24 protein-coding genes are annotated in these 23,167 nt (G+C 69.2%); 14 read left to right on the plus strand and 10 right to left on the minus strand.

Annotation, left to right across the window (positions count from 1 at the left end; genetic code table 11):
• Positions 1-53 precede the first annotated feature (53 nt).
• Positions 54-1,475 carry an NAD(P)H-quinone dehydrogenase gene (locus ASG12_RS15120; protein WP_055791299.1) on the minus strand — a complete coding sequence of 474 codons (1,422 nt, stop codon included), beginning with the start codon at positions 1,473-1,475 and terminating at the stop codon, positions 54-56.
• 161 nt (positions 1,476-1,636) lie between these two features.
• On the opposite strand from ASG12_RS15120, the gene ASG12_RS15125 reads away from it, so the two are divergent.
• Positions 1,637-2,122 carry a gamma-glutamylcyclotransferase gene (locus ASG12_RS15125; RefSeq protein WP_045822129.1) on the plus strand — a complete coding sequence of 162 codons (486 nt, stop codon included), beginning with the start codon at positions 1,637-1,639 and terminating at the stop codon, positions 2,120-2,122.
• Positions 2,123-2,125: 3 nt separating this feature from the next.
• Here the strand turns inward: ASG12_RS15125 and ASG12_RS15130 are convergent, their stop codons facing one another.
• Together ASG12_RS15130 and ASG12_RS15135 are read right to left on the minus strand one after the other, a co-directional pair.
• Positions 2,126-3,283: an amidohydrolase gene (locus ASG12_RS15130; RefSeq protein WP_055791302.1), complete on the minus strand. Its 1,158-nt coding sequence runs from the start codon at positions 3,281-3,283 to the stop codon at positions 2,126-2,128.
• A complete protein-coding gene (locus tag ASG12_RS15135; protein ID WP_055791305.1) occupies positions 3,283-3,966 on the minus strand; it encodes an enoyl-CoA hydratase/isomerase family protein in 684 nt (227 codons plus the stop codon). The genes ASG12_RS15130 and ASG12_RS15135 overlap by 1 nt, the downstream gene beginning before the upstream one ends.
• Positions 3,967-4,021: 55 nt before the next feature.
• Between ASG12_RS15135 and ASG12_RS15140 the strand changes: the two genes are divergently transcribed.
• Genes ASG12_RS15140 through ASG12_RS15150 form a run of 3 tightly spaced genes read left to right on the plus strand, consistent with a single transcriptional unit; the run spans position 4,022 to position 7,313 of the window.
• Entirely contained in the window at positions 4,022-4,852 is an 831-nt protein-coding gene (locus ASG12_RS15140) for a purine-nucleoside phosphorylase (protein WP_055791308.1), read from the plus strand.
• Positions 4,849-6,516: a phospho-sugar mutase gene (locus ASG12_RS15145; protein WP_055791311.1), complete on the plus strand. Its 1,668-nt coding sequence runs from the start codon at positions 4,849-4,851 to the stop codon at positions 6,514-6,516. The genes ASG12_RS15140 and ASG12_RS15145 overlap by 4 nt, the downstream gene beginning before the upstream one ends.
• The gene (locus tag ASG12_RS15150; RefSeq protein ID WP_055791314.1) at positions 6,513-7,313 is read left to right on the plus strand and encodes an ABC transporter ATP-binding protein; all 801 of its coding nucleotides are present in this window, start codon (positions 6,513-6,515) and stop codon (positions 7,311-7,313) included. Before ASG12_RS15145 ends, ASG12_RS15150 begins: the two co-directional genes overlap by 4 nt.
• On the opposite strand, the gene upp is transcribed toward ASG12_RS15150, so the two are convergent.
• Positions 7,295-7,918, minus strand: a complete 624-nt coding sequence (upp, locus tag ASG12_RS15155) for a uracil phosphoribosyltransferase (RefSeq protein ID WP_055791316.1) — start codon at positions 7,916-7,918, stop codon at positions 7,295-7,297. The genes ASG12_RS15150 and upp overlap by 19 nt on opposite strands.
• 78 nt (positions 7,919-7,996) lie before the next feature.
• Here upp and ASG12_RS15160 point away from each other — a divergent pair, with 78 nt between their 5' ends.
• From ASG12_RS15160 to ASG12_RS15170, 3 genes are all read left to right on the plus strand, one after another.
• Positions 7,997-8,302 (plus strand): type VII secretion target, encoded by a 306-nt coding sequence (locus tag ASG12_RS15160; protein WP_156378130.1) that lies wholly within the window; start codon positions 7,997-7,999, stop codon positions 8,300-8,302.
• Entirely contained in the window at positions 8,299-9,381 is a 1,083-nt protein-coding gene (locus ASG12_RS15165) for a C40 family peptidase (protein WP_055791322.1), read from the plus strand. Before ASG12_RS15160 ends, ASG12_RS15165 begins: the two co-directional genes overlap by 4 nt.
• A gap of 88 nt (positions 9,382-9,469) precedes the next feature.
• A complete protein-coding gene (locus ASG12_RS15170; RefSeq protein ID WP_055791325.1) occupies positions 9,470-10,762 on the plus strand; it encodes a hypothetical protein in 1,293 nt (430 codons plus the stop codon).
• A gap of 22 nt (positions 10,763-10,784) precedes the next feature.
• Here ASG12_RS15170 and ASG12_RS15175 read toward each other — a convergent pair whose 3' ends face one another.
• Genes ASG12_RS15175 through ASG12_RS15185 form a run of 3 tightly spaced genes read right to left on the minus strand, consistent with a single transcriptional unit; the run spans position 10,785 to position 13,677 of the window.
• The gene (locus ASG12_RS15175; protein ID WP_055792157.1) at positions 10,785-11,885 is read right to left on the minus strand and encodes an adenosine deaminase; all 1,101 of its coding nucleotides are present in this window, start codon (positions 11,883-11,885) and stop codon (positions 10,785-10,787) included.
• A gap of 41 nt (positions 11,886-11,926) precedes the next feature.
• A complete protein-coding gene (locus ASG12_RS15180; RefSeq protein WP_055791328.1) occupies positions 11,927-13,255 on the minus strand; it encodes a thymidine phosphorylase in 1,329 nt (442 codons plus the stop codon).
• On the minus strand, positions 13,252-13,677 hold the full coding sequence (locus tag ASG12_RS15185) for a cytidine deaminase (protein ID WP_055791330.1): 426 nt from the start codon (positions 13,675-13,677) through the stop codon (positions 13,252-13,254). Before ASG12_RS15185 ends, ASG12_RS15180 begins: the two co-directional genes overlap by 4 nt.
• A gap of 225 nt (positions 13,678-13,902) precedes the next feature.
• On the opposite strand from ASG12_RS15185, the gene sdhC reads away from it, so the two are divergent.
• From sdhC to ASG12_RS15205, 4 genes are read left to right on the plus strand one after another with little or no spacing between them, the layout of a single operon-like run.
• Positions 13,903-14,307, plus strand: coding sequence for a succinate dehydrogenase, cytochrome b556 subunit (sdhC, locus tag ASG12_RS15190; protein WP_082502046.1), 405 nt, complete (start codon positions 13,903-13,905; stop codon positions 14,305-14,307).
• Positions 14,308-14,322: 15 nt separating this feature from the next.
• Positions 14,323-14,778: a succinate dehydrogenase hydrophobic membrane anchor subunit gene (locus ASG12_RS15195; RefSeq protein ID WP_045822116.1), complete on the plus strand. Its 456-nt coding sequence runs from the start codon at positions 14,323-14,325 to the stop codon at positions 14,776-14,778.
• A 51-nt stretch (positions 14,779-14,829) separates the two neighbouring features.
• Entirely contained in the window at positions 14,830-16,584 is a 1,755-nt protein-coding gene (gene sdhA, locus ASG12_RS15200; protein ID WP_055791333.1) for a succinate dehydrogenase flavoprotein subunit, read from the plus strand.
• On the plus strand, positions 16,584-17,393 hold the full coding sequence (locus tag ASG12_RS15205; RefSeq protein WP_055791336.1) for a succinate dehydrogenase iron-sulfur subunit: 810 nt from the start codon (positions 16,584-16,586) through the stop codon (positions 17,391-17,393). Before sdhA ends, ASG12_RS15205 begins: the two co-directional genes overlap by 1 nt.
• An 84-nt stretch (positions 17,394-17,477) precedes the next feature.
• On the opposite strand, the gene ASG12_RS15210 is transcribed toward ASG12_RS15205, so the two are convergent.
• A complete protein-coding gene (locus ASG12_RS15210; protein ID WP_235457119.1) occupies positions 17,478-18,476 on the minus strand; it encodes a YihY/virulence factor BrkB family protein in 999 nt (332 codons plus the stop codon).
• 103 nt (positions 18,477-18,579) lie between these two features.
• Here ASG12_RS15210 and ASG12_RS15215 point away from each other — a divergent pair, with 103 nt between their 5' ends.
• Entirely contained in the window at positions 18,580-19,842 is a 1,263-nt protein-coding gene (locus ASG12_RS15215) for a glycoside hydrolase family 27 protein (protein WP_055791342.1), read from the plus strand.
• 47 nt (positions 19,843-19,889) lie between these two features.
• Here the strand turns inward: ASG12_RS15215 and ASG12_RS15220 are convergent, their stop codons facing one another.
• Positions 19,890-20,816, minus strand: coding sequence for an HpcH/HpaI aldolase/citrate lyase family protein (locus ASG12_RS15220; RefSeq protein WP_055791345.1), 927 nt, complete (start codon positions 20,814-20,816; stop codon positions 19,890-19,892).
• Between the two features lie 145 nt (positions 20,817-20,961).
• On the opposite strand from ASG12_RS15220, the gene ASG12_RS15225 reads away from it, so the two are divergent.
• Positions 20,962-21,417 carry an acyl-CoA thioesterase gene (locus tag ASG12_RS15225; protein WP_082502095.1) on the plus strand — a complete coding sequence of 152 codons (456 nt, stop codon included), beginning with the start codon at positions 20,962-20,964 and terminating at the stop codon, positions 21,415-21,417.
• Complete coding sequence (locus ASG12_RS15230) at positions 21,414-22,529, plus strand: alcohol dehydrogenase catalytic domain-containing protein (protein ID WP_055791351.1); 1,116 nt, start codon at positions 21,414-21,416, stop codon at positions 22,527-22,529. The genes ASG12_RS15225 and ASG12_RS15230 overlap by 4 nt, the downstream gene beginning before the upstream one ends.
• Here ASG12_RS15230 and ASG12_RS15235 read toward each other — a convergent pair.
• The gene (locus tag ASG12_RS15235) at positions 22,508-23,167 is read right to left on the minus strand and encodes a DedA family protein (protein ID WP_055791354.1); all 660 of its coding nucleotides are present in this window, start codon (positions 23,165-23,167) and stop codon (positions 22,508-22,510) included. The two genes, ASG12_RS15230 and ASG12_RS15235, sit on opposite strands and share 22 nt — an antisense overlap.

The raw sequence follows: 23,167 nt of genomic DNA on the forward strand, positions 1-23,167 counted from the left end.
GTTACGCCGCCACCTCCAGAAAATGGAATACGATTCCCGCTATGTGAGACCGACTAGTCGAGGTCGTCGTGGCGGATCAGCTGCCGTGCCGCCTCGGTCACCGAACCCGTGAGCGACGGGTACACCGAGAACGTCTGCGCGAGATCGTTGACCGGCAGCTTGTTCTGCACGGCCAGAGCGATGGGCAGGATGAGCTCGGATGCGTTGGGCGCCACCACGACCCCACCGATCACGACACCGGTCGCGGGTCGGCAGAAGATCTTCACGAAACCGCGACGCAGTCCGCTCATCTTCGCGCGGGGGTTGGTCGCCAGCGGCAACATCACCGTCCGAGCGGGATACTCACCGTCGTCGATGGCCTGCTGGCTCACACCGACGGTCGCGATCTCGGGACGGGTGAAGATCGCCGAGGCGACGGTCTTGAGCTTGATCGGCACCACGCCCTCGCCGAGCGCGTGGTACATCGCGATACGGCCCTGCATCGCGGCGACCGAGGCAAGGGGCAGCAATCCGGTGCAGTCGCCCGCCGCGTAGATCCCCGACGCCCCCGTTCGCGACACGCGGTCGACCGCGAGGTAGCCACCCGCTGCCAGCTCGACCCCGACCTTGTCGAGCCCGAGGTTGTCGGTGTTGGGCACCGACCCGACCGTCATCAGCACGTGCGATCCGGTGATGACCCGCCCGTCGGCGAGATGGACGTCGACCCCGTCGCCGCTGCGTCGGACGGCATCGGCGCGGGCGTGCTTGATCAGCGTGACCCCGCGTTCGGCCAGGACATCCTCGAGGACCAGCGCCGCGTCCTCGTCCTCACCGGGCAGCACGCGATCGCGGCTGGAGACCAGGGTCACCTGCACACCCAGCTCGGTGTAGGCGTGCACGAACTCCGCGCCGGTCACACCGGATCCGACGACCACGAGGTGTTCGGGCAGCTCCTCCAGGTCGTAGAGCTGACGCCAGGTGAGGATCCGTTCGCCATCGGGCTGGGCCGAGGGCAGCACGCGCGGTGACGCACCGGTCGCGATGAGGACCACGTCGGCCAGGACGGTCTGCTCCTCGCCGTCGGCAGCTCCGTCGTCGCCGACCGGGGTGACGATCACGGTGTGGGTGGACATGCCCGTCTCGGCGTCGCCGAGTCGGCCGCGTCCGGCGATCACCGTCACGCCCTCGCTGAGCAGTCGGGATCGGATGTCGGCCGATTGTGCATAGGCGAGGTCGCGGACCCGCTGGTGGATCTGCGGGAGGGAGACGACGGCGTCGTCGTGATGGAGGTTGATGCCCAGGTCGACCGCGCGGCGCACCTCGGTGCGGATACCGGTCGAGGCGATGAACGTCTTCGAGGGGACGCAGTCCCACAGCACACACGCGCCACCGATGCCGTCGGCGTCGATCACCGTGACCTCGGCCCCGTACGCGGCGGCCACCAGGGCCGCTTCGTAACCGGCCGGTCCGCCGCCGATGATCGCGATGGTCGTCACGTGTGCATCACTCCTGGATCCTCGAATCCGGCGTCGTCCACGGCGCCGGGTTGTGCCCGCCCTGACCCAAAACCTAGTCGATCCGACACGAGAGCTCGATCGGTGACGACTTCGCCGACCGCGCCCTGTCCCGTGCGGACGGGACCATCTAGGCTTTCGCCGTGCCGATTTACGCCGCGTACGGATCGAACATGCATCCGGACCAGATGATGGAACGCGCCCCGCACTCCCCCATGGCCGGTACCGGCTGGCTCAACGGGTGGCGACTCACCTTCGGCGGCGGCGACATCGGCTGGGAGGGCGCCCTCGCCACGGTCACCGAGGACAAGTCCGATCCCGACGCGCGCGTCTTCGTCGTCCTCTACGACGTCACACCCGAGGACGAGAGTTCGCTGGACAGCTGGGAGGGATCCGAGCTCGGGATCCACCGCAAGATCCGCGCACGCATCGACACCGCCGACGGCGCCGTTCTCGCGTGGCTCTATGTGCTCGACGCCTTCGAGGGCGGACTGCCCTCGGCCCGCTACATCGGCGTGATGGCCGAGGCGGCCGAGATCGCCGGCGCACCCGCCGAGTACGTCCACGCCCTGCGCGTGCGCGACGCCCGCAACGTCGGTCCCGGCCCCGGGGAGAGCTTCAACACCTGACCGTCAGGCAGCGGGAGCGCCGAGCACGAGTCCCGCGAGGGTGCGGACGCCGACGGCCATGGCACGTTCGTCGAGGTCGAAATTCGGCTGGTGCAGGTCGACCTGCGCACCGTCACCGCTCCACACGCCGAGACGGCCCATCGACCCCGGGACGTGTTCGAGGTACCACGAGAAGTCCTCGCCACCACCGGACTGCGCGGTGTCGGCGACGGTGTCGGGACCCACGGCCTGCGCGCTGCGCCGCAACATCTCGGTGGCCTCGGGATCGTTGACCACCGGCGGCACGCCGCGGTGGTAGTTCAACTGGTGACGCACACCGAGCGGGGCAAGCAGACCGGCGATCACCTCGGTCACCAGCGGCTCCAGCAACGCCCATGTGGCGTGGTCGCCGGTGCGAACCGTGCCGCGAAGGCGTCCCTCCTGGGGAATGGCGTTGGCGGCGTTGCCGGCATGGGCCGACCCCCAGACCATCACCGTCCCGGTGCGCGGGTCGATACGGCGCGACAGCACGGCGGGCAGGCCGGTGATGACCGTCCCCATGGCGTGCACGAGGTCACCGGTGAGGTGTGGTCGCGAGGTGTGGCCGCCGGGCGAGTGCAGCTGCAGATCGATGTGGTCGGCTGCCGAGGTGATGGGGCCGACCCGCAGTCCCACCTTGCCGACCTCGAGCTTCGGGTCGCAGTGCAATGCGAAGAATCGCGAGATGCCCTGGGTGACACCGGCTTCGACGGCGTCACGAGCGCCTCCGGGCATCACCTCCTCCGCGGCCTGGAACACCAGGCGCACACCGACCGGGAGATCGCCGGCGGCGGCCAGGATCTTCGCGACGGCGACCAGGATCGCGGTGTGTGCGTCGTGGCCGCAGGAGTGCGAGACCCCGTCGATGGTGGAGGTGAACGGCAGCCCGGTGCGCTCGGCGATCGGTAGCGCGTCCATGTCGGCGCGCAGTGCGATACGCGGGCCCGCCGGCCCGAGGTCGCACACGACACCGGTGCCGAGCGGCAGCCGTTGCGGGTGCAGACCGACGCTGGACAGCTCGGCCATCACGAACTCGGTGGTGCGGTGTTCCTGGCGCGACAGCTCGGGGTGTGCGTGGAGATCTCGGCGCCAGCCGATCATCTCGGTCTCGTGCGTCGCGAGCCACGCGTCGACGAGGTCCATCACGACGTCTGCGGTGCGAGGTCGGCGAGCAGAGCCCGACGCATCCCCTTCTTGATGGCGTGGAGGTTGGCGCCGGCGAACGCGGTGCGTTCGGCGGCCACGGCACGGGCGCGGGTGAGCAACTCGTCGACGTCGACGGCCTCCTCGACGATCCCGAGCTGCGCCGACTCCGAGCCGCCGTAGCGGCGGCCCGTCGTCATCGCCTCCGTGCGGACCGACTCGGGCAGCCGTTCGTGCAGCAGCGACGCCATTCCGAGCGGGAACGGCATGCCGAGCGCCACCTCGGGCAGCGACCAGTAGCCGCGCTCGGTGCGCATGACGCGGTGGTCGGCGCACAGTGCGAGCATGGCTCCGGCGCCGAAGGCATGGCCGTTGACCGCGGAGACCGTGGCCACCGGGAGCGTGAGCACCCGGGCGTAGATGTCGTGCACCGAATCGATGTAGCCCTCGAGCTTCGTCGGATCGGCGACCTCGGCGATCTCGAGTCCGTTGCTGAAGAATTTCCCGGTCGCGGTGATCACCAGTGCCCCGGTGGCGTCGTCGGCGACGGTCTCGAGCAGACCGCGGACCTCGGAGATCCACGAACCTGCGAAACGGTTCTCCGGGTTGTCCGGGGCGAGTTCGGATCCCTCGGCACCCAGGTAGAGCTCCCAGATGTCATCGGTGCGGGTCAGATACGGCATCGCACGACCATATCCTCCCGCGGCGCAGCCGTCGGCGTCGATCTACCCTCGACCCATGAGCAGCGGACCCGCGTCCAGCGATCCCGACCCGACCGTTGACCCCACCGCCGCCGCGAACGCGGCCGCCGCCGCGATCGGCGAGGCCACCGGCGTGCCGACACACGACGTCGCCGTCGTGCTGGGCTCGGGATGGGCGCCGGCCGCCGACGCCCTCGGCTCCCCGGTCGCGACACTCGCGATGGCGGACCTCCCGGGCTTCACGGCGCCGAGCGCCGCCGGACACTCCGGCGTCGTCCACTCGGTGCGCATCGGTTCCCGATCGGTGCTGGTCCTGCTCGGACGAACGCACGCCTACGAGGGAAATCCCCTGGCGCGTGTCGTGCACGCGGTGCGCACCGCCGCCGCCGCCGGCGCGACGACAGTCGTGCTCACCAACGCCGCGGGTGGGCTGCGCGACGACATGTCGGTCGGTCAGCCGGTGTTGATCAGCGACCACCTGAACCTCACCGCGCGATCACCGCTGGTGGGCGCGCAGTTCGTCGATCTCGTCGACGCCTATTCGCCCCGGCTGCGCGCGGTCGCCCGCGAGGTGCGTGGCGACCTCGCCGAAGGTGTCTACGCCGGACTGCCCGGCCCGCACTACGAGACCCCCGCCGAGATCCGGATGCTGCGCACGATGGGCGCGGACCTCGTGGGCATGTCGACGGTGCACGAGACCATCGCCGCCCGCGCCGCGGGCATGGAGGTCCTGGGCATGTCGCTGGTGACCAACCTCGCCGCCGGGATCACCGGGGAGCCTCTCGATCACACCGAGGTCCTCGATGTCGGCCGTCGGTCGGCGGGCGACATGGGCCACCTGCTGGCGCAGGTCATCGAGCGCCTGTGACCTCGAACGACACAACAGCCGTCGAGGCGTGGATCGCCGCCGATCCCGACCCGGTGACGCGCGACGAGCTCACCGGACTCGATCCGACCGCGCTGGCGCAGCGCTTCGCCGACCGTCTTCATTTCGGGACCGCAGGACTGCGCGGGCCGGTCCGCGGCGGGCCCAACGGGATGAACCGCCTGGTGGTGATCCACACGACCACTGCTCTCGCCGACTGGCTGATCGACGCCGGGCACGCCGGCGGATCGGTCGTGGTGGGGCACGACGCCCGCCACGGTTCGCACCCCTTCGCCGCCGACGCCGCCGGCGTTCTCCGCGATCGCGGGTTCGACGTCATCGCTTTCGCCACACCGGTTCCCACGCCTGTCGTCGCGTTCACCACTCGCCGGTTCGGCGCGGTCGCCGGGGTGATGATCACCGCATCCCACAACCCGCCGGCCGACAACGGGTACAAGGTCTACCTCGGCGGTGGGCCGATGGACGCAGGGGCGCAGATCATCCCGCCCGTCGACGCCGAGATCGAGGAACGTATCGCGCGGATGGCCGTCGACGCGCTCGTGGTGCCCGCCACCGGAGCACCGGTCACCGATCCGCGGGCCGTCGACGCGGTCGAGGCCTACCTGTCGCGGCTGCTCGAGCGACACGGCTCCCGCTCGTCGACCCTGCGTGTGGCGTTGACGCCGATGCACGGTGTCGGCGGTGATCTCACGCTCCGCGCGCTGGCCGCCGCGGGTGTCACCGACGTGGTGGTGGTCGACGAGCAGTTCGCCCCCGACCCCGACTTCCCCACCGTCGCCTTCCCGAACCCCGAGGAGCCGGGAGCAGCGGATCTGCTTCTCGACCTGGCCGCCCGAAGCAACGCCGACATCGCGATCGCGCTCGATCCCGACGCGGATCGGTGCGCCGTGGGCGCCGTCGTCGACGGCGCGTGGCGGATGCTGACCGGTGACGAGACGGGTGCGCTGCTCTCGACGGCCGCACTGTCGCAGCACGATTCGTCGACCGATGCAGGCGCGCCGTTGGTCGCCACGACCATCGTGTCGAGCACCCTCCTCGGCCGCATCGCCGACGCCGCCGGCGCGCTGCACACCCGCACGCTCACCGGCTTCAAATGGCTGGTCCGGGCCGGTGAGGGCCTGCGCTACGCCTACGAGGAGGCCATCGGACACTGTGTCGATCCCGACGCCGTCCGCGACAAGGACGGCATCAGTGCGGCGGTGGCTCTCGCGGTGCTCGCGCACGAACGGAATTCTGCCGGACAGGATCTCGCCGCAGCCCTCGACGAGCTGTTCGCGCGCCACGGCGTCCACCGCACCGGGCAGGTGTCGGTCCGCACCGACACCGCCGACGACATCACCGCCATCATGACCCGCCTGCGCACCCGTCCCCCGGCGACGCTCTGCGGCGTCGGCGTCGCCCGTTCCGACTTCGCCACGCGCACCGACCATCTGCGCACCGACGCCGTCGAGTTCACCGGCCATTCCCCCGGCCACGACGTCCGCGTGATCGTCCGCCCCTCGGGCACCGAGCCGAAGGTCAAGTTCTATCTCGAGGTCGTCGTAGCGGCCGGCGGCCCCGAACGTCTCGACGAGGACAAGCGTCGCGCCGACATCCTGCTGGACGATCTGCGCGTCGCGGCACGCGAACTCGGTGACCTCCGATGATCGGCCCGGTCGTCGCGGTGTCGGGGGTCGATGTGGTCCGCGGGGGACGATTCCTGTTGCGGGACATCGCGCTCGAGGTCTCCGCCGGGGAGCACTGGGCGCTGCTCGGTCCGAACGGCGCGGGGAAGTCGACGCTGCTGCACATCCTCGGCGCCTTCGGACATCCCACCCACGGCACGGTCGACGTGCTCGGGGCCCGGCTCGGACGTGTCGACATGCGGGAGCTGCGCACCCATATCGGCCACGTCGACCCACGGCATCGGCTCGACCTGCCGCTGCCGGTCCACGACGTCGTCCTGACCGGCCTCACCAACACCCCCGAGCTCGATCACCGCCGCACCTACACCCGCGCCGAGCACGAGCGCGCCGATGACCTGCTCGCCATCCTGGGCATGGCCGACCGGCGCGAACTGCGGTGGACCACGATGAGTCAGGGCGAGCGGGGACGCACCCTCGTCGCCCGTGCCCTCATGGCGCAGCCGTCGCTGCTCCTGCTCGACGAGCCTGCGACCGGCCTCGATCTCGCCGCCCGAGAGCAACTCCTCGCCGGGATCGATCAGTTGCGTTCTCAGGTCGCCGATCTCGCGAGCATCCTGGTCACCCACCACCTCGAGGACCTGCCGACGTCGACCTCGCACGCTCTGCTCCTGCGCGACGGTCGCAGCGTGGTGCAGGGTCCGGTCGCAGAATCGTTGACCTCGACGACGATCACCGAGTGCTTCGCGCACCCTGTGGAGTTGCGCCGCACCGACGGACGGTGGTCGGCCACCTCACCGGGTCAGCGCGGGCCGAACTGACGGTCGCCGGCGTCGCCGAGGCCGGGCACGATGTAGGCGTCGCCGTTGAGGCCGTCGTCGACGGCCGCGGTGATCAGCCGCATCGGATGGCCTGACTCCTCCAGCGTGGCAACGCCTTCGGGAGCGGCGACGACGCACACCGCGGTCACGGCCACCGCACCGCGCTGCCGCAGGAGGTCGATGGTGTGCAGCATCGATCCTCCGGTCGCCAACATGGGGTCGAGGACGAACACCGGGGTCGTCGAGAGATCGGCGGGCAGCGACTCCAGGTACGGCACCGGCTGATGTGTGGTCTCGTCGCGGGCGATGCCGACGAAGCCGACGTTCGACTCGGGCACCATCGCATGGGCCTGCTCCACCATGCCCAGTCCCGCACGGAGCACCGGCACCAGCAGCGGCGGGTTGGCCAACCGTGCGCCCACGGTGTCGGCGACCGGGGTCGTGATCGAGACGTCGGCAACCTCGGCCGACGCCAGCGCCTCGTAGATCAGCATCTGGGTGAGGTCGGCGAGCGCCCCGCGGAACGACGCGTTGTCGGTGCGCCGATCACGAAGGGTGGTGAGTCGAGCTCGGGCCAGTGGGTGGTCGACGACCGTCACGTCCATGGGGCGATCCTAGAGCCGTCGCGACGACGAATGGAGATCCACGGGAACCGCTCGGGCCACCGCCCCGTCGTAGAGGGCATGAATTCCGTATCGGTCACCCCGGATGCACTGTCGCAGTTGCACCACACCGTCATCGCACTCGCCGCGTCCGTCGTCGCTCCGCACGCCGCAGTCGCCGCCATGGCACCGCTCGCGGCCACCGTCGGTCCGATCGGGGCCGACTTCGCCGCGGCCGTGCTCGACACCACCACCCGTCACACCGCGTCGGTGGCCGATCACGGCCGACGGCTCGCACTGATCGGCGTGGCCGTCGAGGCGACGCGGGTGGCGTACCTGCACACCGACGCCGATGCGGCACAGTCCATCGACGGGACCTTCGCATGACCAGCCCGATCGATGTCCTGGCCATGCCGATCCGCACGCTGTTGGCGTCGGTGGGAACAGGCGAGATGCCGGGCACCGATCCCGCGACCGCACTGCGCGACTGCTGCTGCCGTCTGGAGCGGTCCTCGCAAGACCTCGAGGGTGCCACGCAGAAAGCGTTGTCGCAGTGGCAATCACGCGCGGCCGACACCGCCGAGCAGACCATCGGGGCGCACCGCCGACACGGCCGGCAACTCGCCGACGACAGCGCCGACGCCGCCGACCTCCTCGACGAGGGCAGGGCCGAGGTCGCCGCGGCCGCCCGGGAGCTGCGGACCGTTCTCGACTCGTTCGTGACCGCGGCCGACGCACTCGGTCCGTCGGTGTACACCCCGAACGGTGTCGCCGCGCTGATCCCGGTCGCCGCCGAACATCTCCAGCGCGCCCTGGCGGTGGTGCGGCGCACCCATGATCGCCTCGGTGCGTTGGCTCGGCGGGCGCAGCGCCTCGGGCGACAGGCCGCACCGGCATCGCTGCCCGATCTCGCCACGCTGATGAAACAGGTCAGCACGTCTGCGGGACGGTCGTCGTCGCGACCCGGTCGACAGACCGGGCGTCCCGCCACCTCGTCCGGCGCGTCCACCCGCTCGGCGTCGGCCGGCGATCTCCACCCGGCAGCGACCACTGGACGCCCACCGACACCGGGCGCCGTGCCCATCACGTTGCCCGACGGGTCGGTCGCTTGGGCCCCGAACCAGCGTGCCGCCACGGCCGTTCGGGCCGCGTTGAGCCAGCGTGGTGTCCCCTACGCCTGGGGCGGCACCACACCGGGACGCGGACTGGACTGCAGCGCTCTGACCCAATACGCCTATCGCCAGGCCGGGGTCGAGCTCCCTCGGCTCGCCCAGGACCAGGACACGGCGGGGTTCCGCGTGGACCGGTCCGAACTGCTGCCGGGCGATCTCGCCGTCTGGTCGGGACATGTCGCGATGATCGTCGGGAACAATCAGATGATCGAGGCCGGAGACCCCGTCCAGCTGTCAGCAATCCGGACCACGAACCTCGATCAGACCTTCGAGGGCTTCTACCGTCCGCGGTGACCGGGCATACGGCGCGAACGAGACGCGCACGCGATGTTCACCAGGGCACGTGGCCACTCATCAGAATCGGTGGCTAGGCTTCGTTCCCATGGCCGGAGACATCGTACCGATCGAACTCGGATTGACCGACGGGAACGCCTTCACCCTCTGGGCACCTCGGTGGCGTGAGGGTGACGACGAGTGGGAGGCCTTCCTGGGGCTCGACGAGGACCTCTACGGCTTCGGCGATGTCGCACACCTGGTGGCGTTCATCCGCACCAACGACGACAACGATCTCGTCGAACACCCCGCCTGGGAGACCGTGGTGGGGCTGCAGGCCGAGGAGCTGGTGCCCGCCGAGGACAAGTCCTACGACCTGATCGGCGTGCCCGAGCTGGCCTCCGAGGACCCCTCCCCCGAGGTGATCGCCGAGCTCGAGGACGTCCTGGAGATCGTGCGGATCATCGGTGAGGTCTGCGAACTCACCACCGTCACCAAGTTCTTCAACGGCAACCCGATCCTGGGTGCGGTCACCACCGGCACCCGCAACTTCATCGGCAAAGAGGGCCAGGAGCTCTGGGGACGCATCGGCGGCCTCATCGACAAGCACTGGGACGACGTGGTCGACGCGATCGACGACGTGATCTCCACGCCCGAGGTCGACGCCTCGGCGGTGTCGGTGGCCGAAGCCGAGCTCGAGGCCGCGGCGAGCGCCGAGGACGAGGACGAGCCCGGCGAGGACGACGACGTCGAGATCGTCACGCCCGGTGAGGATTCGGACGCCTCGGAGTCCCGCGGCCGCCACGCCGCAGCCGCCGACGACGAGGACGACGCCGACGAGCAGGACCTCGAGGACGACTTCTGGGGTGGGGTCGGCATCGACCCGATCCGCATCGTCACCGACGCCTCGGAGTACTTCACGCTGCGCTGCTACCTCGGTGACGACCCGATTTTCCTGGGCAAGGACGGTTCGATCTACGTCTTCACGTCCGAGCGCGCGCTCGTCCGGTACCTCGCCGACAACACCGACCACGAGTTGTCGGAGGTGAGCACCTACTCGGAGATCCAGGTGGCCGCCACCGACGGTTCCCTCGAGGTCGACGTCTTCGACGAGAACGTCTACGTGCTCCCCGGGCTCGCCGAGGACATCACCGACGGTCCGCGCCGCATCGACCGCAAGCAGCTCGAGCTCGCGGTCGAACTGCTCAACGACGCAGCCGACTTCGCCGACGACGACTCGGTGTCCGAGGCGTTGGGATCGACCACCCCACTGGGGTGGTTCGTCAACTACGCGATCAACCCGGATCCGAAGCGGCTGGCTCCCAGCGGGCCCTTCGACAACGAGTCCGAGGCGTGGCGGGCGCTGGTGCACGAGCTCGAGGACCGCCTCACCGTCAAGTGAGCGGTCGGCGCCACCGGGCCGATCAGCCGATCAGCACCGCGTAGCCGGGCTTGATCACGTCGTCGATGAGCGCGAGGCGCTCGTCGAAGTGCACGAACGCGGACTTCATCGCGTTCACCGTGAACCGTTCGAAATCGGCCCAGCCGTAACCGAACTGGTTGTGCAGCGTGATGAACTCCTTGCTCATCGACGTGTCGCTCATCAGTCGGTTGTCGGTGTTGACCGTCACGCGGAAGCGCAGACGGGCCAGTACGTTGAAGGGGTGCTCGGCGATGCTCGCGACCGCGCCGGTCTGCACGTTCGAACTCGGGCACAGTTCCAACGGGATGCGCTTGTCACGCACATAGTTCGCGATGACGCCCAGTTCCGCACCGCCGAACTGGTGGGCGGCGAGATCGGTCCCGGCGGGCAGCGTGATGTCGTCGATGACCCGCACCCCGTGACCCAGTCGGTCGGTGCCGCAGAAGCTGATCGCCTCATGGATCGAGGGCAGCCCGAACGCCTCGCCGGCGTGGATCGTGAACGGTGCGTTGTTGGCCCGCATGTACTCGAAGGCGTCGAGGTGTCGGCTCGGCGGGTAGCCCGCCTCGGCGCCGGCGATGTCGAAGCCCACGACCCCCCGGTCACGGAACCGCACCGCCAGCTCGGCGATCTCGCGGGACCGTGCGGCGTGGCGCATGGCGGTGACGAGGCAGCGGACCTCGATACGGCGTCCTGCATCGGCGGCCTCGGCGGCACCCTCGTCGAACCCCCGCAGGACGGCCTCGACGACCTCGTCGAGGCTCAGGCCGGTCGTCAGGTGTTGCTCGGGGGCGAAGCGGATCTCGGCGTAGACGACACCGTCGTTCGCGAGATCGAGCGCGCACTCACGGGCCACCCGCGCCAGGGCGGGGGCGGTCTGCATCACCGCGACGGTGTGGGTGAAGGTCTCGAGGTAGCGCACCAGCGACCCGCTGTCGGCCGACTCGCGGAACCAGCGGGCCAGACCGTCGGCGTCGTCGGCGGGCAGCTCGGAGTACCCGACCTCGTGCGCGAGCTCGAGGACGGTCGCCGGGCGCAGACCACCGTCGAGGTGGTCGTGGAGCAACACTTTCGGGGCCAGCGCCACCGACGACAGATCCATCGCGGCGGGGGTGGGTGAGAACGACGGATCAGCGGCGGCGGTCATGATCCGACGGTAACGCGCTCGATGATCAACGGCCCGCCGATCGTGGCCGACATCGCATCGCTGTCGCCGGCGGGCACGGGCCCGATGTCGACGGCGTCGGCGAGAGCGGCACGCGCGGCGTCGAATCGCTCGGGGGTCTGCGTCGCCAGCGTCATGAGCGGTTGGCCGCGCCGGACGCGATCACCGGGCACCACATGCCACCGCACCCCGGCCTCGGCCTGCACCGGCGCCCCCTGGCGTGCGCGACCGGCGCCCAGGCGCCAGGCGGCCACCCCGACGGCCAGCGCGTCGAGCCGTGTCACGACGCCGTCGTCGGCGGCGAGGACGTCCTCGGTGTGGTGCGCGGTCGGCAGCGGGGCGTCGGGATCGCCGCCCTGGGCGGAGATCATCGCCCGCCAGCTGTCCATCGCCCGTCCGTTGCGCAGGTGCTCGGCGGGATCGACGTCGACGCCGGCCGCCGCGAGCATCTCGCGCGCCAGGGTGACGGTCAGCTCCACCACGTCCGCGGGGCCGCCGCCGGCGAGCACCTCGAGGGACTCCTCGACCTCGAGGGCGTTGCCGGCGGTCCGTCCCAGCGGTGTCGACATCGCGGTCAGCAGCGCCACCGTCGCCACGCCCGAGTCGGCGCCGAGAGCCACCATGGTTCGCGCGAGCTCGCGTGCGTCGTCGAGGGTCTTCATGAACGCGCCGGTGCCCACCTTCACGTCGAGGACCAGCGCGCCGGTGCCCTCGGCGATCTTCTTGCTCATGATCGACGAGGCGATGAGCGGGATGGACTCGACGGTGCCGGTCACGTCTCGCAGGGCGTAGAGCTTCTTGTCGGCCGGGGCGAGACCCGCACCCGCGGCGCAGACGACCGCGCCGACCTCGCGGAGCTGCGTCATCATCTCGTCGGTGGTGAGGTCCGCCCGCCAGCCCGGGATGGATTCGAGCTTGTCGAGGGTTCCGCCGGTGTGGCCCAGGCCCCGACCGGACAGCTGCGGGACCGCCACCCCGTACGAGGCGACCAGGGGTGCGAGCGGGAGCGTGATCTTGTCCCCGACACCGCCTGTCGAGTGCTTGTCCACCGTCGGCAGCGAGCGGTCGCCGCGCCGCAGACCCGAGAAGTCCATCCGCTCACCGGAGGCGATCATCGCCGCGGTCCACCGCGCGACCTCCCGACGGTCCATCCCGCGCAGCAGGATCGCCATCGCGAGCGCCGACATCTGCTCGTCGGCGACGCCGCCGGTCGTGAAGGCGTCGACGACCCAGTCGATCTGCTCGTCGGTCAGTGCGTGGCCGTCGCGTTTGGCCGCGATCACCGACACCGCGTCGGGGACCGTCATGACCCCGCCGCCGGGTCGGTCGTGCGGCCGGCCGACAGGTCGTCGGGGCCGAACGCGTCGGGCAGCAGCGTCGCGAGCGGGCGCGGTCCCGCGCGGTGGTCGACGAGCAGCTCGCCTCCGCCGTGCTCGAACAGGATCTGTCGGCACCGACCACAGGGCATGAGGATCTGACCACGTCCGTCGGCCACGCTGACCGCTCTCAGTCGACCTCCACCGGTCCGGTGCAGGTCCGCGGCCAGGGAACACTCCGCGCAGATACCCAGACCGTATGAGACATTCTCCACATTGCATCCGACGACGACACGTCCATCGGACGTGAGGGCGGCCGCACCGACCGGATAGTCCGAATAGGGCGCATAGGCCGTGCGCATCACCTCTGTCGCCTTGTCACGCAACAGATCCCAGTCGATTTCTGCGGTCACCGTGGGCCCTCCCCGTCCGGCCTTCGCGGGGCGTCCGGGGCGACTCCCGGCGCCGAAACTCAAGTAAGGCAAGCCTTATTCGCAAACACCGCTGTTCGCGCTTCGACTCATACCGATTCTTACCGCCGTCAGCTTAGGTTTAAAGTCGATGAGGTAGGTCGACGATAGAGCCGGAGCACGCCGGGTTCATCGCATCCACCGTCGATGTTGGAGGCCATTTTTTCGATGAGTACTCAGACCGAGGTCGCGCCGGAGCCGATCCGCCGCCGCTCCCTGTACCGCGGTGATCCAGGCATGTGGTCCTGGGTCCTGCACCGCATCACCGGCGTGTCGATCTTCTTCTTCCTGTTCGTCCACGTCCTGGACACCGCGATGATCCGCGTGAACCCGGACACGTACACGCAGATCATCGACACCTACAAGTCGCCGATCATCGGTCTCATGGAGATCGGTCTGGTCGCCTGCGTGCTCTACCACGCGCTCAACGGCGTGCGGATCATCCTGGTCGACTTCTGGTCGAAGGGCCCGAAGTACCAGCGTCAGATGCTCTGGACGATCCTCGGCATCTTCTTCGTCGTCTTCGCCGCAGCCGCAGTCCGGCTGCTCGCGATCCTGATCGATCACGCATAGGAGGGGAGGACAACGATGACCACCTCAGAAGCACCCAAGCTCGCCAAGACGGTCGGCACCGCCCACGACCGCCCCGCCAGCCTCGACAACCCGCGGTCGCCGCGGCGTCCGAAGAGCGGCAACTTCGAGAAGAACGCATGGCTGTTCATGCGCTTCTCGGGCATCGCGCTGATCTTCCTCACGCTCGGTCACATGACGATCATGCTGACGCTCGACAGCGGCGTGCATCGCATCGACGCATCGTTCGTCGCCCAGCGGTGGAGCCAGCCCTTCTGGCAGATCTGGGACCTCAGCATGCTGTGGCTCGCCCAGCTGCACGGCGGCAACGGCGTCCGCACGGTGATCGCCGACTACTCGCGCAAGGACTCGACCCGCTTCTGGCTCAACGTGGTCCTCGCCCTGTCGATGATCCTGACCGTCGGACTCGGCACCTACGCGATCCTCACCTTCGACGTGAACTCGGTCAGCTGACATCCGTCTGACATCCAGCCATCAGCCACAGGCTCCAGAGGGGAACCACAGATGCAAGAACATCGCTACGACGTCCTCATAGTCGGTGCCGGTGGCGCGGGTATGCGCGCAGCCATCGAAGCCGGCCCCCGCGCGCGGACCGCCGTGCTCACCAAGCTCTACCCCACGCGCAGCCACACCGGCGCGGCCCAGGGCGGCATGTGTGCCGCATTGGCCAACGTGGAAGAGGACAACTGGGAGTGGCACACGTTCGACACCGTGAAGGGCGGCGACTACATCGCCGACCAGGACGCGGTCGAGATCATGTGCAAGGAGGCGATCGACGCCGTCCTCGACCTCGAGAAGATGGGGCTGCCGTTCAACCGCACCCCCGAGGGCAAGATCGACCAGCGCCGCTTCGGCGGGCACACCCGTGACCACGGCAAGAGCCCCGTCCGCCGGTCCTGCTACGCCGCCGACCGCACCGGTCACATGATCCTGCAGACGCTGTACCAGAACTGCGTGAAGAACGACGTCGAGTTCTTCAACGAGTTCTACGCACTCGACCTCTGCCTGTCGGAGAACGAGGCCGGCGAGCAGGTCGCGACCGGCGTCGTCGCCTACGAGCTGGCCACCGGCGAGATCCACGTCTTCCACGCGAAGTCGGTCATCCTCGCCACCGGCGGTTCGGGCCGTATGTACAAGACGACGTCGAACGCCCACACCCTCACCGGTGACGGCATGGGCATCGTCTTCCGCAAGGGACTCCCCCTCGAGGACATGGAGTTCCACCAGTTCCATCCGACGGGCCTCGCGGGTCTGGGCATCCTCATCTCCGAGGCGGTCCGCGGCGAGGGCGGCATCCTCCGCAACGCCGACGGCGAGCGGTTCATGGAGCGCTATGCCCCCACCATCAAGGACCTCGCACCTCGCGACATCGTCGCGCGCTCGATGGTCCTGGAGGTGCTGGAGGGCCGCGGCGCCGGACCGAACAAGGACTACGTCTACATCGACGTGACCCACCTGGGTGCCGAGGTGCTGGAGGAGAAGCTCCCCGACATCACCGAGTTCGCCCGCACCTACCTCGGTGTCGACCCGGTGACCGAGTACGTGCCCGTCTTCCCGACGTGCCACTACGCCATGGGCGGTATCCCGACCAACATCCGCGGCGAGGTCCTCTCCGACCCCGACACCGTGGTGAAGGGCCTCTACGCCGCCGGCGAGTGCGCGTGCGTCTCGGTGCACGGCGCGAACCGTCTGGGCACCAACTCGCTGCTCGACATCAACGTCTTCGGTCGCCGCGCCGGGATCTACGCCTCGGAGTACGCCGAGAAGGCGGAGTTCGTCGCGCTGCCCGAGAACCCGACCTCGATGGTCGACAACTGGCTCGAGCTGGTGCTGTCCGAGCACGGTCACGAGCGTGTCGCCGACATCCGCACCGAGCTGCAGGCGTCGATGGACGCCAACGCGTCGGTGTTCCGCACCGAGGAGACGCTCAAGCAGGCGTTGACCGACATCCACGGTCTCAAGGAGCGGTACAACCACATCCGGGTGCACGACAAGGGAACCCGGTACAACAGCGACCTGCTCGAGGCCATCGAGCTCGGGTTCCTGTTGGAGATGGCCGAGGTCACCGTCGTCGGTGCGCTCAATCGCAAGGAGTCGCGCGGCGGGCACGCCCGCGAGGACTACCCCGACCGCGACGACACCAACTACATGCGCCACACGATGGCCTACAAGAAGGGCAGCGAGCTGCTCTCGGACATCGAACTGGGCTGGAAGCCCGTGGTGCAGACCCGCTACGAACCGATGGAGCGCAAGTACTGATGACCATCGCACCCGAGGTCTCGAAGACCCCCGCGTCCGACGATCCGCCGTTGCCGCCCGTCCCCGACGAGGCGACGATGGTGACCCTGAAGATCGCCCGTTTCGATCCGGAGAACCCGGACGCGCACGGCTGGGAGAGCTTCCGCGTACCGGCGCTGCCGACCGACCGCATGCTCAACCTGCTGCTGTACGTGAAGGGCTACCTCGACGGCACCCTCACGTTCCGTCGCAGCTGTGCACACGGCGTCTGCGGTAGTGACGCGATGCGCATCAACGGCGTGAACCGTCTCGCCTGCAAGCTGTTGATGAAGGACATGCTCCCGACCGACAAAGACGGCGCCTTCAAGGAGGGCAAAGAGGTCACCATCACCGTCGAGCCCATCCGTGGCCTGCCGGTCGAAAAGGACCTGATCGTCGACATGGAGCCGTTCTTCGACGCGTACCGCGCCGTGAAGCCGTTCCTGATGACCAGCGGCAACGAGCCGACCCGCGAGCGCATCCAGAGCCAGACCGATCGCGCGCGGTTCGACGACACCACCAAGTGCATCCTGTGTGCCTGCTGCACGACGAGCTGCCCGGTGTTCTGGAACGAGGGCAGTTACTTCGGTCCGGCCGCCATCGTCAACGCGCACCGGTTCATCTTCGACAGCCGCGACGAGGGTGCCGCCGAGCGTCTCGACATCCTCAACGATGTCGACGGCGTCTGGCGCTGCCGCACCACCTTCAACTGCACCGACGCATGCCCGCGTGGCATCCAGGTCACCCAGGCGATCCAAGAGGTCAAGCGCGCACTGATGTTCTCGCGCTAGACGACTCTCGCATCTCCACCCGATCCCGGCGACCGATCAGGTCGCCGGGATCGTGCGTTTGCGGGCCGCACTGCGTCCGTCCGATCAGCCCCGAGCGTTGTCGTCGTCGGGATCGGCGGGCGGCGGGCGTTTGTCGAAGGTGACGTCGATCTGTTCGAAACCCTTGGCGCGCTGGGCCTTGGCCTGATTGGTGTAGGCACGGCGGTCGCCGCGGGTCAACACGACGTCGTCGGTGAACGGGGTGAGAAGGGCGCGGGGATAGAGCTTGTCGACGCGCACGCTGTTGATCTCGGCGGTGAACACCACCGAGATGGCCGTGAGGTAGAGGAACGCCATGAGTCCCAGCACCACGGCGAAGACACTGTTGGTGGCGCTGGCGTTCCGGACCACCCGCTCGACGTAGTAGGCGCCGAAGGTCTGCAGGAGTTGCCACACGACCGCCATCACCGCCGCACCCGGGAGCACCTGCCGCATCGAGAGATCGCGTGACGTCCCGATGCGGTATCCGTAGGCGAACACGACAGCGTTGATGACGACGGCGCCGACCACGGAGACGGCGGTCCACACCGACCCGAACGAGTCGAAGATGTTGCCCAGCAACGACAACGTCGTCGTGCCCGCGAGGGCGACGACCAGCACCAGCAGCAGGCGCACACTGCGGATGCGGGCGAGGAACGGGTTGGGGCGACTGTTGCGCGGGACGGCCCACACCGTGTTCATGGCGTTCTGCGTGGCCTGCCCGATCCCCGACGCGCCGTACAGGGCACCGATCACACCGATGACGACACCGGTCGACCCGCCACCGAGGCGGCGCGGTTCGCCGAGTTGATCACCGATGATGGGGAATTCACCCAACGCCGAGTTGAGCAACCTCTCCTGCAGACCGGGATCACCGGCGAGGAGGAACCCGAGAATCGTCGTCGACAGCAACAGCAGCGGGAACAACGACAGGAACGCGTAATAGGTGACCAGCGCCGCGAGGTAGCCGCCCTGATCGTCGACGAACTTGTAGATCACCGCGAAGACGAAACCCACACCGCGGTTGCGACGCTGCAGGGCGTCGAGCCGTTTGAACACTCCCACCCCTCGTCAGCAGGTCCATCCACCGTGGACGTGTCCACGCTATAAGAGGCCGCACAGTCACACCGCAGTCGGTTGCCAGGTCGGCTCCCTACACTCGCCGTCGATGACCACCCACCGCTTGCGTCGCGCCGCGTCTGCGCTCGTGGTGTCGGCCGCGGTCCTGTCCGGATGCGCCACCGCACTCCCCCACGATCTCGGCGGCTCGGCCCCCGCCATCGCGGGCGTCGCGGCCACACCACCGATGGGGTGGAACAGCTGGAACACCTTCGGCTGCGACATCGACGAGACGACGATCCGGGCGCAGGCCGACGCCCTCGTCTCGTCGGGACTCGCCGCCGCGGGATACCGCTACGTGGTCGTCGACGACTGTTGGTACACCCCGACCCGTGACGCCGCAGGCCGGCTGACGGCGTCGTCGTCACGGTTCCCGTCGGGGATGGCCGCACTCGGCGCCTACCTGCACGCCCGAGGTCTTCGATTCGGCATCTACGCCGGCGCGAGCGATCGCACCTGCGCACAGTTGTCGGGAACCTATCCCGGGGCCACGGGCAGCCGCGGCCACGAGACCGCCGATGCTGCGACCTTCGCCTCCTGGGGCGTCGACTACGTGAAATACGACTGGTGTTCCTCGGAGTCCGATGCCGGCGATCAGCGCGACGCCTTCGTGGCCATGCGGGACGCGATCCGCGCGACCGGACGGCCGATGGTCTACAGCATCAACCCCAACAGCGGGATCGTGCTCCCCGCCGATGCCGACGCCGCCGCGGTTCCCGGCGCGGCCCACGACTGGGGCGGTGTCGCGACGATGACGCGCCTCACCAACGACATCACCGCGCAGTGGAGTACGTCGGCCGGCGTCTCGGGATATCAGGGGGTTCTCGACATCGCCGCGGCGTCGGCGAGCGCATCGGCCGATATCCGCGCCGGACGGTGGCTCGACCTCGACATGCTCGAGATCGGTGTCGGCACAGCGCTCACCGAGGCCCAACAGCGGTCGCATCTCGCGCTGTGGGCGATGGCGGGGTCACCGCTCATCGCCGGAAACGACCTCACCCGCATGGACCCCGCGACACGGTCACTGCTCTCCTCGCCCGGCATCCTCGCGATCGATCAGGACACGACCGCCCCGGCGCGGTCGGTGTCCGCCGACGGCTGGACACGGGCGAAACGGATGGCCGACGGGACGACGGCGGTGTCGGTCACGAATTCGTCCACCGAGGCCCGAACGCTGACGGTCGATCGCACTGCCGTCGGTGCGCAGGGAGCGGTCACCGACCTCTGGACCGGACGTCAGATCGCCGATGCGGGTGCACCGATCCGTATCACCGTCGCCGGCGGCGACACCGCCGTCCTGCGGATCGGCTGAGGCTCGCGGCCCACCGGATGCCGTTGCGCGGGAACGAGTGCGCGGCCTCAGTAGTGGTAGGTGTCCGAGGGCGCCGGGGCGTGATCGGGGTCGTCGTACTCGGCGTGCACCTCGATGCCATAGGACCGTGCCAGGTCGACGATCTTGGTCGCACGAGCGATGCGGGGAAGATCCGAGCCGTTGCGGATCTCTCCGCCGTCACGTTCGAACTCACTGAAGAACTCACGCGCCCAGGCGATCTCCTCCTGCGAAGGTGAGAGCCCCTCGTTGACCGAGGCGCACTGGTCAGGGCTCAGGCAGATCTTGCCGGTCATCCCGAACTCGCGACTGACGGCGGTGGCCTCGCTGAGCTTCAACGCCGACGACCCCACCGTGGGGCCGTCGATGGCGCTCGGCAGGTGCGCCGCCTTCGCCGCGATCGTGAAACGCGAACGGGCGTAGGCGAGAGTGGCGGGATGCTCCCCGAACCCGGTGTCGCGACGGAAGTCACCGATGCCGAAGGCCAGGCGGAATGTGCCCTTCGCCGAGGCGATCTCACTGATCCGTTCGAGGCCGCGCGCGGTCTCCACCAACGCCACGATCGGGATGCCGGGCAACTTCTTGGCGGTCTCGGTGACGTGGTCGACCGATTCGACCATCGCGAGCATCACGCCGCCGAGGTTGTCACCGACGTCGTGGAGCGCCGCGAGATCGGCCTCCCACCACTGGGTGCCGAACCCGTTGACGCGCACCCAGTCGCGATTGCCGCCCTCGAGCCACCGGACGACGTTCTCCCGCGCGGCGACCTTGTCCTTCGGGGCGACGGCGTCCTCGATGTCGAGCACCACGATGTCGGCGCGGGAATGGGACGCGGCCTGGAAGCGATCGAAGGCGATCCCGTTGACCAGGAGCCAGCTACGGGCGAGCACGGGGTCGATACGGGAACCGATATCCTCGGGTTCGAGATCGGCGGCGGGTGTCGGTGGCGGGTTCATCACGGCATATCGTCCCACCGGTGCCGACCGGGCGGAAATCGGGTTCGACGTGTGCCGACGGCACAGACCGGAGCGGGGACGAGGAGCGCCACAGGTGACGAACGACGACAGGCCCGCACTCGGCCACTTCCCGGTCGCACGGCCGATGACCACGCGCTGGGCCGACAACGACATGTACGGCCACCTCAACAACGCCGTCTACTACCAACTGTTCGACACCGCCATCAACGCCTGGATCATCGAGGCGACAGGGGTCGACGCGACGACATCGGCCGCGCAGGGCGTGGTGGTCGAGTCCGGCTGCCGCTACTTCTCGTCGGTGCAGTTCCCCGAACCGGTGACCGTCGCCATCGCCGTCGCCCGACTCGGCTCGTCGAGCGTCACCTACGACCTCGGGCTCTTCGCCGGGACGACCGACTCCGACGCCGCACCACCGACGATCGCGGCACGGGGCCGGTGGGTACACGTCTACGTCGACACCACCACCCGCCGACCCGTCCCGATCCCCGACGACATCCGCGCACTGCTGGCCACCGCCGACATCAGTGGACGTACGACGACATCCGACGAGACCGACACACGAGACAGGGACGACCGATGAAGATCGACGCAGCGGTTCTGGTGGAATCCGGCCGATCGCGGCCCTACTCCGACTCGACCCCGATGGTCGTACGCGAGCTCGACCTCGACGAGCCCGGCCCCGGGGAGATCGGCGTCCGCATCGAAGCCGCCGGTGTCTGTCATTCCGATCTGTCGGTCGTCGACGGGAACCGCCTGCGCCCCCTGCCGATGGCCCTCGGACACGAGGCCGCGGGCATCGTGGAATCCCTCGGCGAGGGCGTCGACGACGTCGCCATCGGCGACCGGGTGGTCATGGCGTTCCTTCCCCGCTGCGGCGAGTGCACCGAGTGCGCCACCGACGGCCGGCTGCCGTGCGCGCCGGGATCGGCGGCCAACAACGCGGGGACTCTCCTCGAGGGCGACCGCCGCCTGCACGACCCCGCCGATCCCGAGACGACCGTGCACCACCACCTCGGGGTCTCCGGTTTCGCCACCCACGCGGTGGTCGACCGCCGGTCGGCGGTGGTCGTCGGCGCCGACGTACCCGCCGAGATCGCCGCGGTCCTCGGGTGCGCCGTCCTCACCGGAGGCGGCGCCGTCATCAACGCGGGCAAACCCGAGCCCGGGCAGTCGGTGATGGTGGTCGGACTCGGCGGCGTCGGCATGGCCGCGGTGTTGACCGCTCTGTCCCTCGAGACCGGCGACGTGATCGCCGTCGACTCCCTGCCCGAGAAACTCGCCGCCGCCACCGACGCCGGCGCCGCCGCGGTCTACTCCCCCGCCGAGGTCGCCGAACTGGGCATCACCGCCCCGATCGTCATCGAGGCCGCGGGCAACGCGAAGGCGTTCGAGACGGCCGTCGCCGCGACCGCACCCGGCGGGATCACCGTCACCGTGGGCCTGCCGTCGCCGGACGCGCGGTCGTCGATCGCCCCGCTCGGACTGGTCGCCGGTGCGCGCACCATCGTCGGCAGCTACCTCGGCTCGGCGGTCCCGGCCCGCGACATCCCGGTGTACGAGCAGCTGTGGCGAGAGGGGCGGCTACCGGTGGAGAGGCTGATCTCGTCGCGGATCCGCCTGAGCGACATCAACTCGGCGATGGACGCGCTCGCCGACGGGACCGCGATCCGTCAGGTCATACTCTTCGACTGATCGGCCGGGGTGCCGGTCGGTTGCGACGAGCGACGGGCACGCATCCGGTGCCGGACGTACAGCGCGACCGCGACGACGACGAACAGCGCGATGAAGACATACGAGGTGTATCCGAGGTCTTTCTCGACGGTCTTGTAGGACTTGCCGGCGATGTAGCCGAGCGATCCGACCACGCACGCCCAGATGGTGCCGCCGATGGCGTTGGCGATCACGAAGGTCCGCAACCGGACCTCACTCATCCCCGCCAGCCCCGGGATCAGCGCGCGCAGGGCTGCGATCCACCGGCCGAACAGCACCGCGACGGCACCGCGCTTGCGCAACGCCTCCCGGCCGCGCTCGACGTGCTCGGGTTTCACGAGCCGCTCGGGCAGCTTCGCGAGCAGGGTGGTGCCCCAGCGTCGACCCACCTCGAACCCGATGAAGTCGCCGATGATCGCGCCGGCGACGGCGGCCACGAGGACTTCCCACAGCTCGAGTCGGCCTCCGTTGGCGATGACACCCGCGATGAGAACCGCGATCTCGCCGGGTACCACGACGCCGACGAAGATCGACGCCTCGAGGGCGGGGAACAGGAAGGCCATGCCCAACGCCACCCACGGGGGCAGGTCGAGCAGCCATTCGACGAGTGCATCGATCAC

The sequence above is a fragment of the Williamsia sp. Leaf354 genome (assembly GCF_001424365.1).
GTDB lineage: Bacteria > Actinomycetota > Actinomycetes > Mycobacteriales > Mycobacteriaceae > Williamsia_A.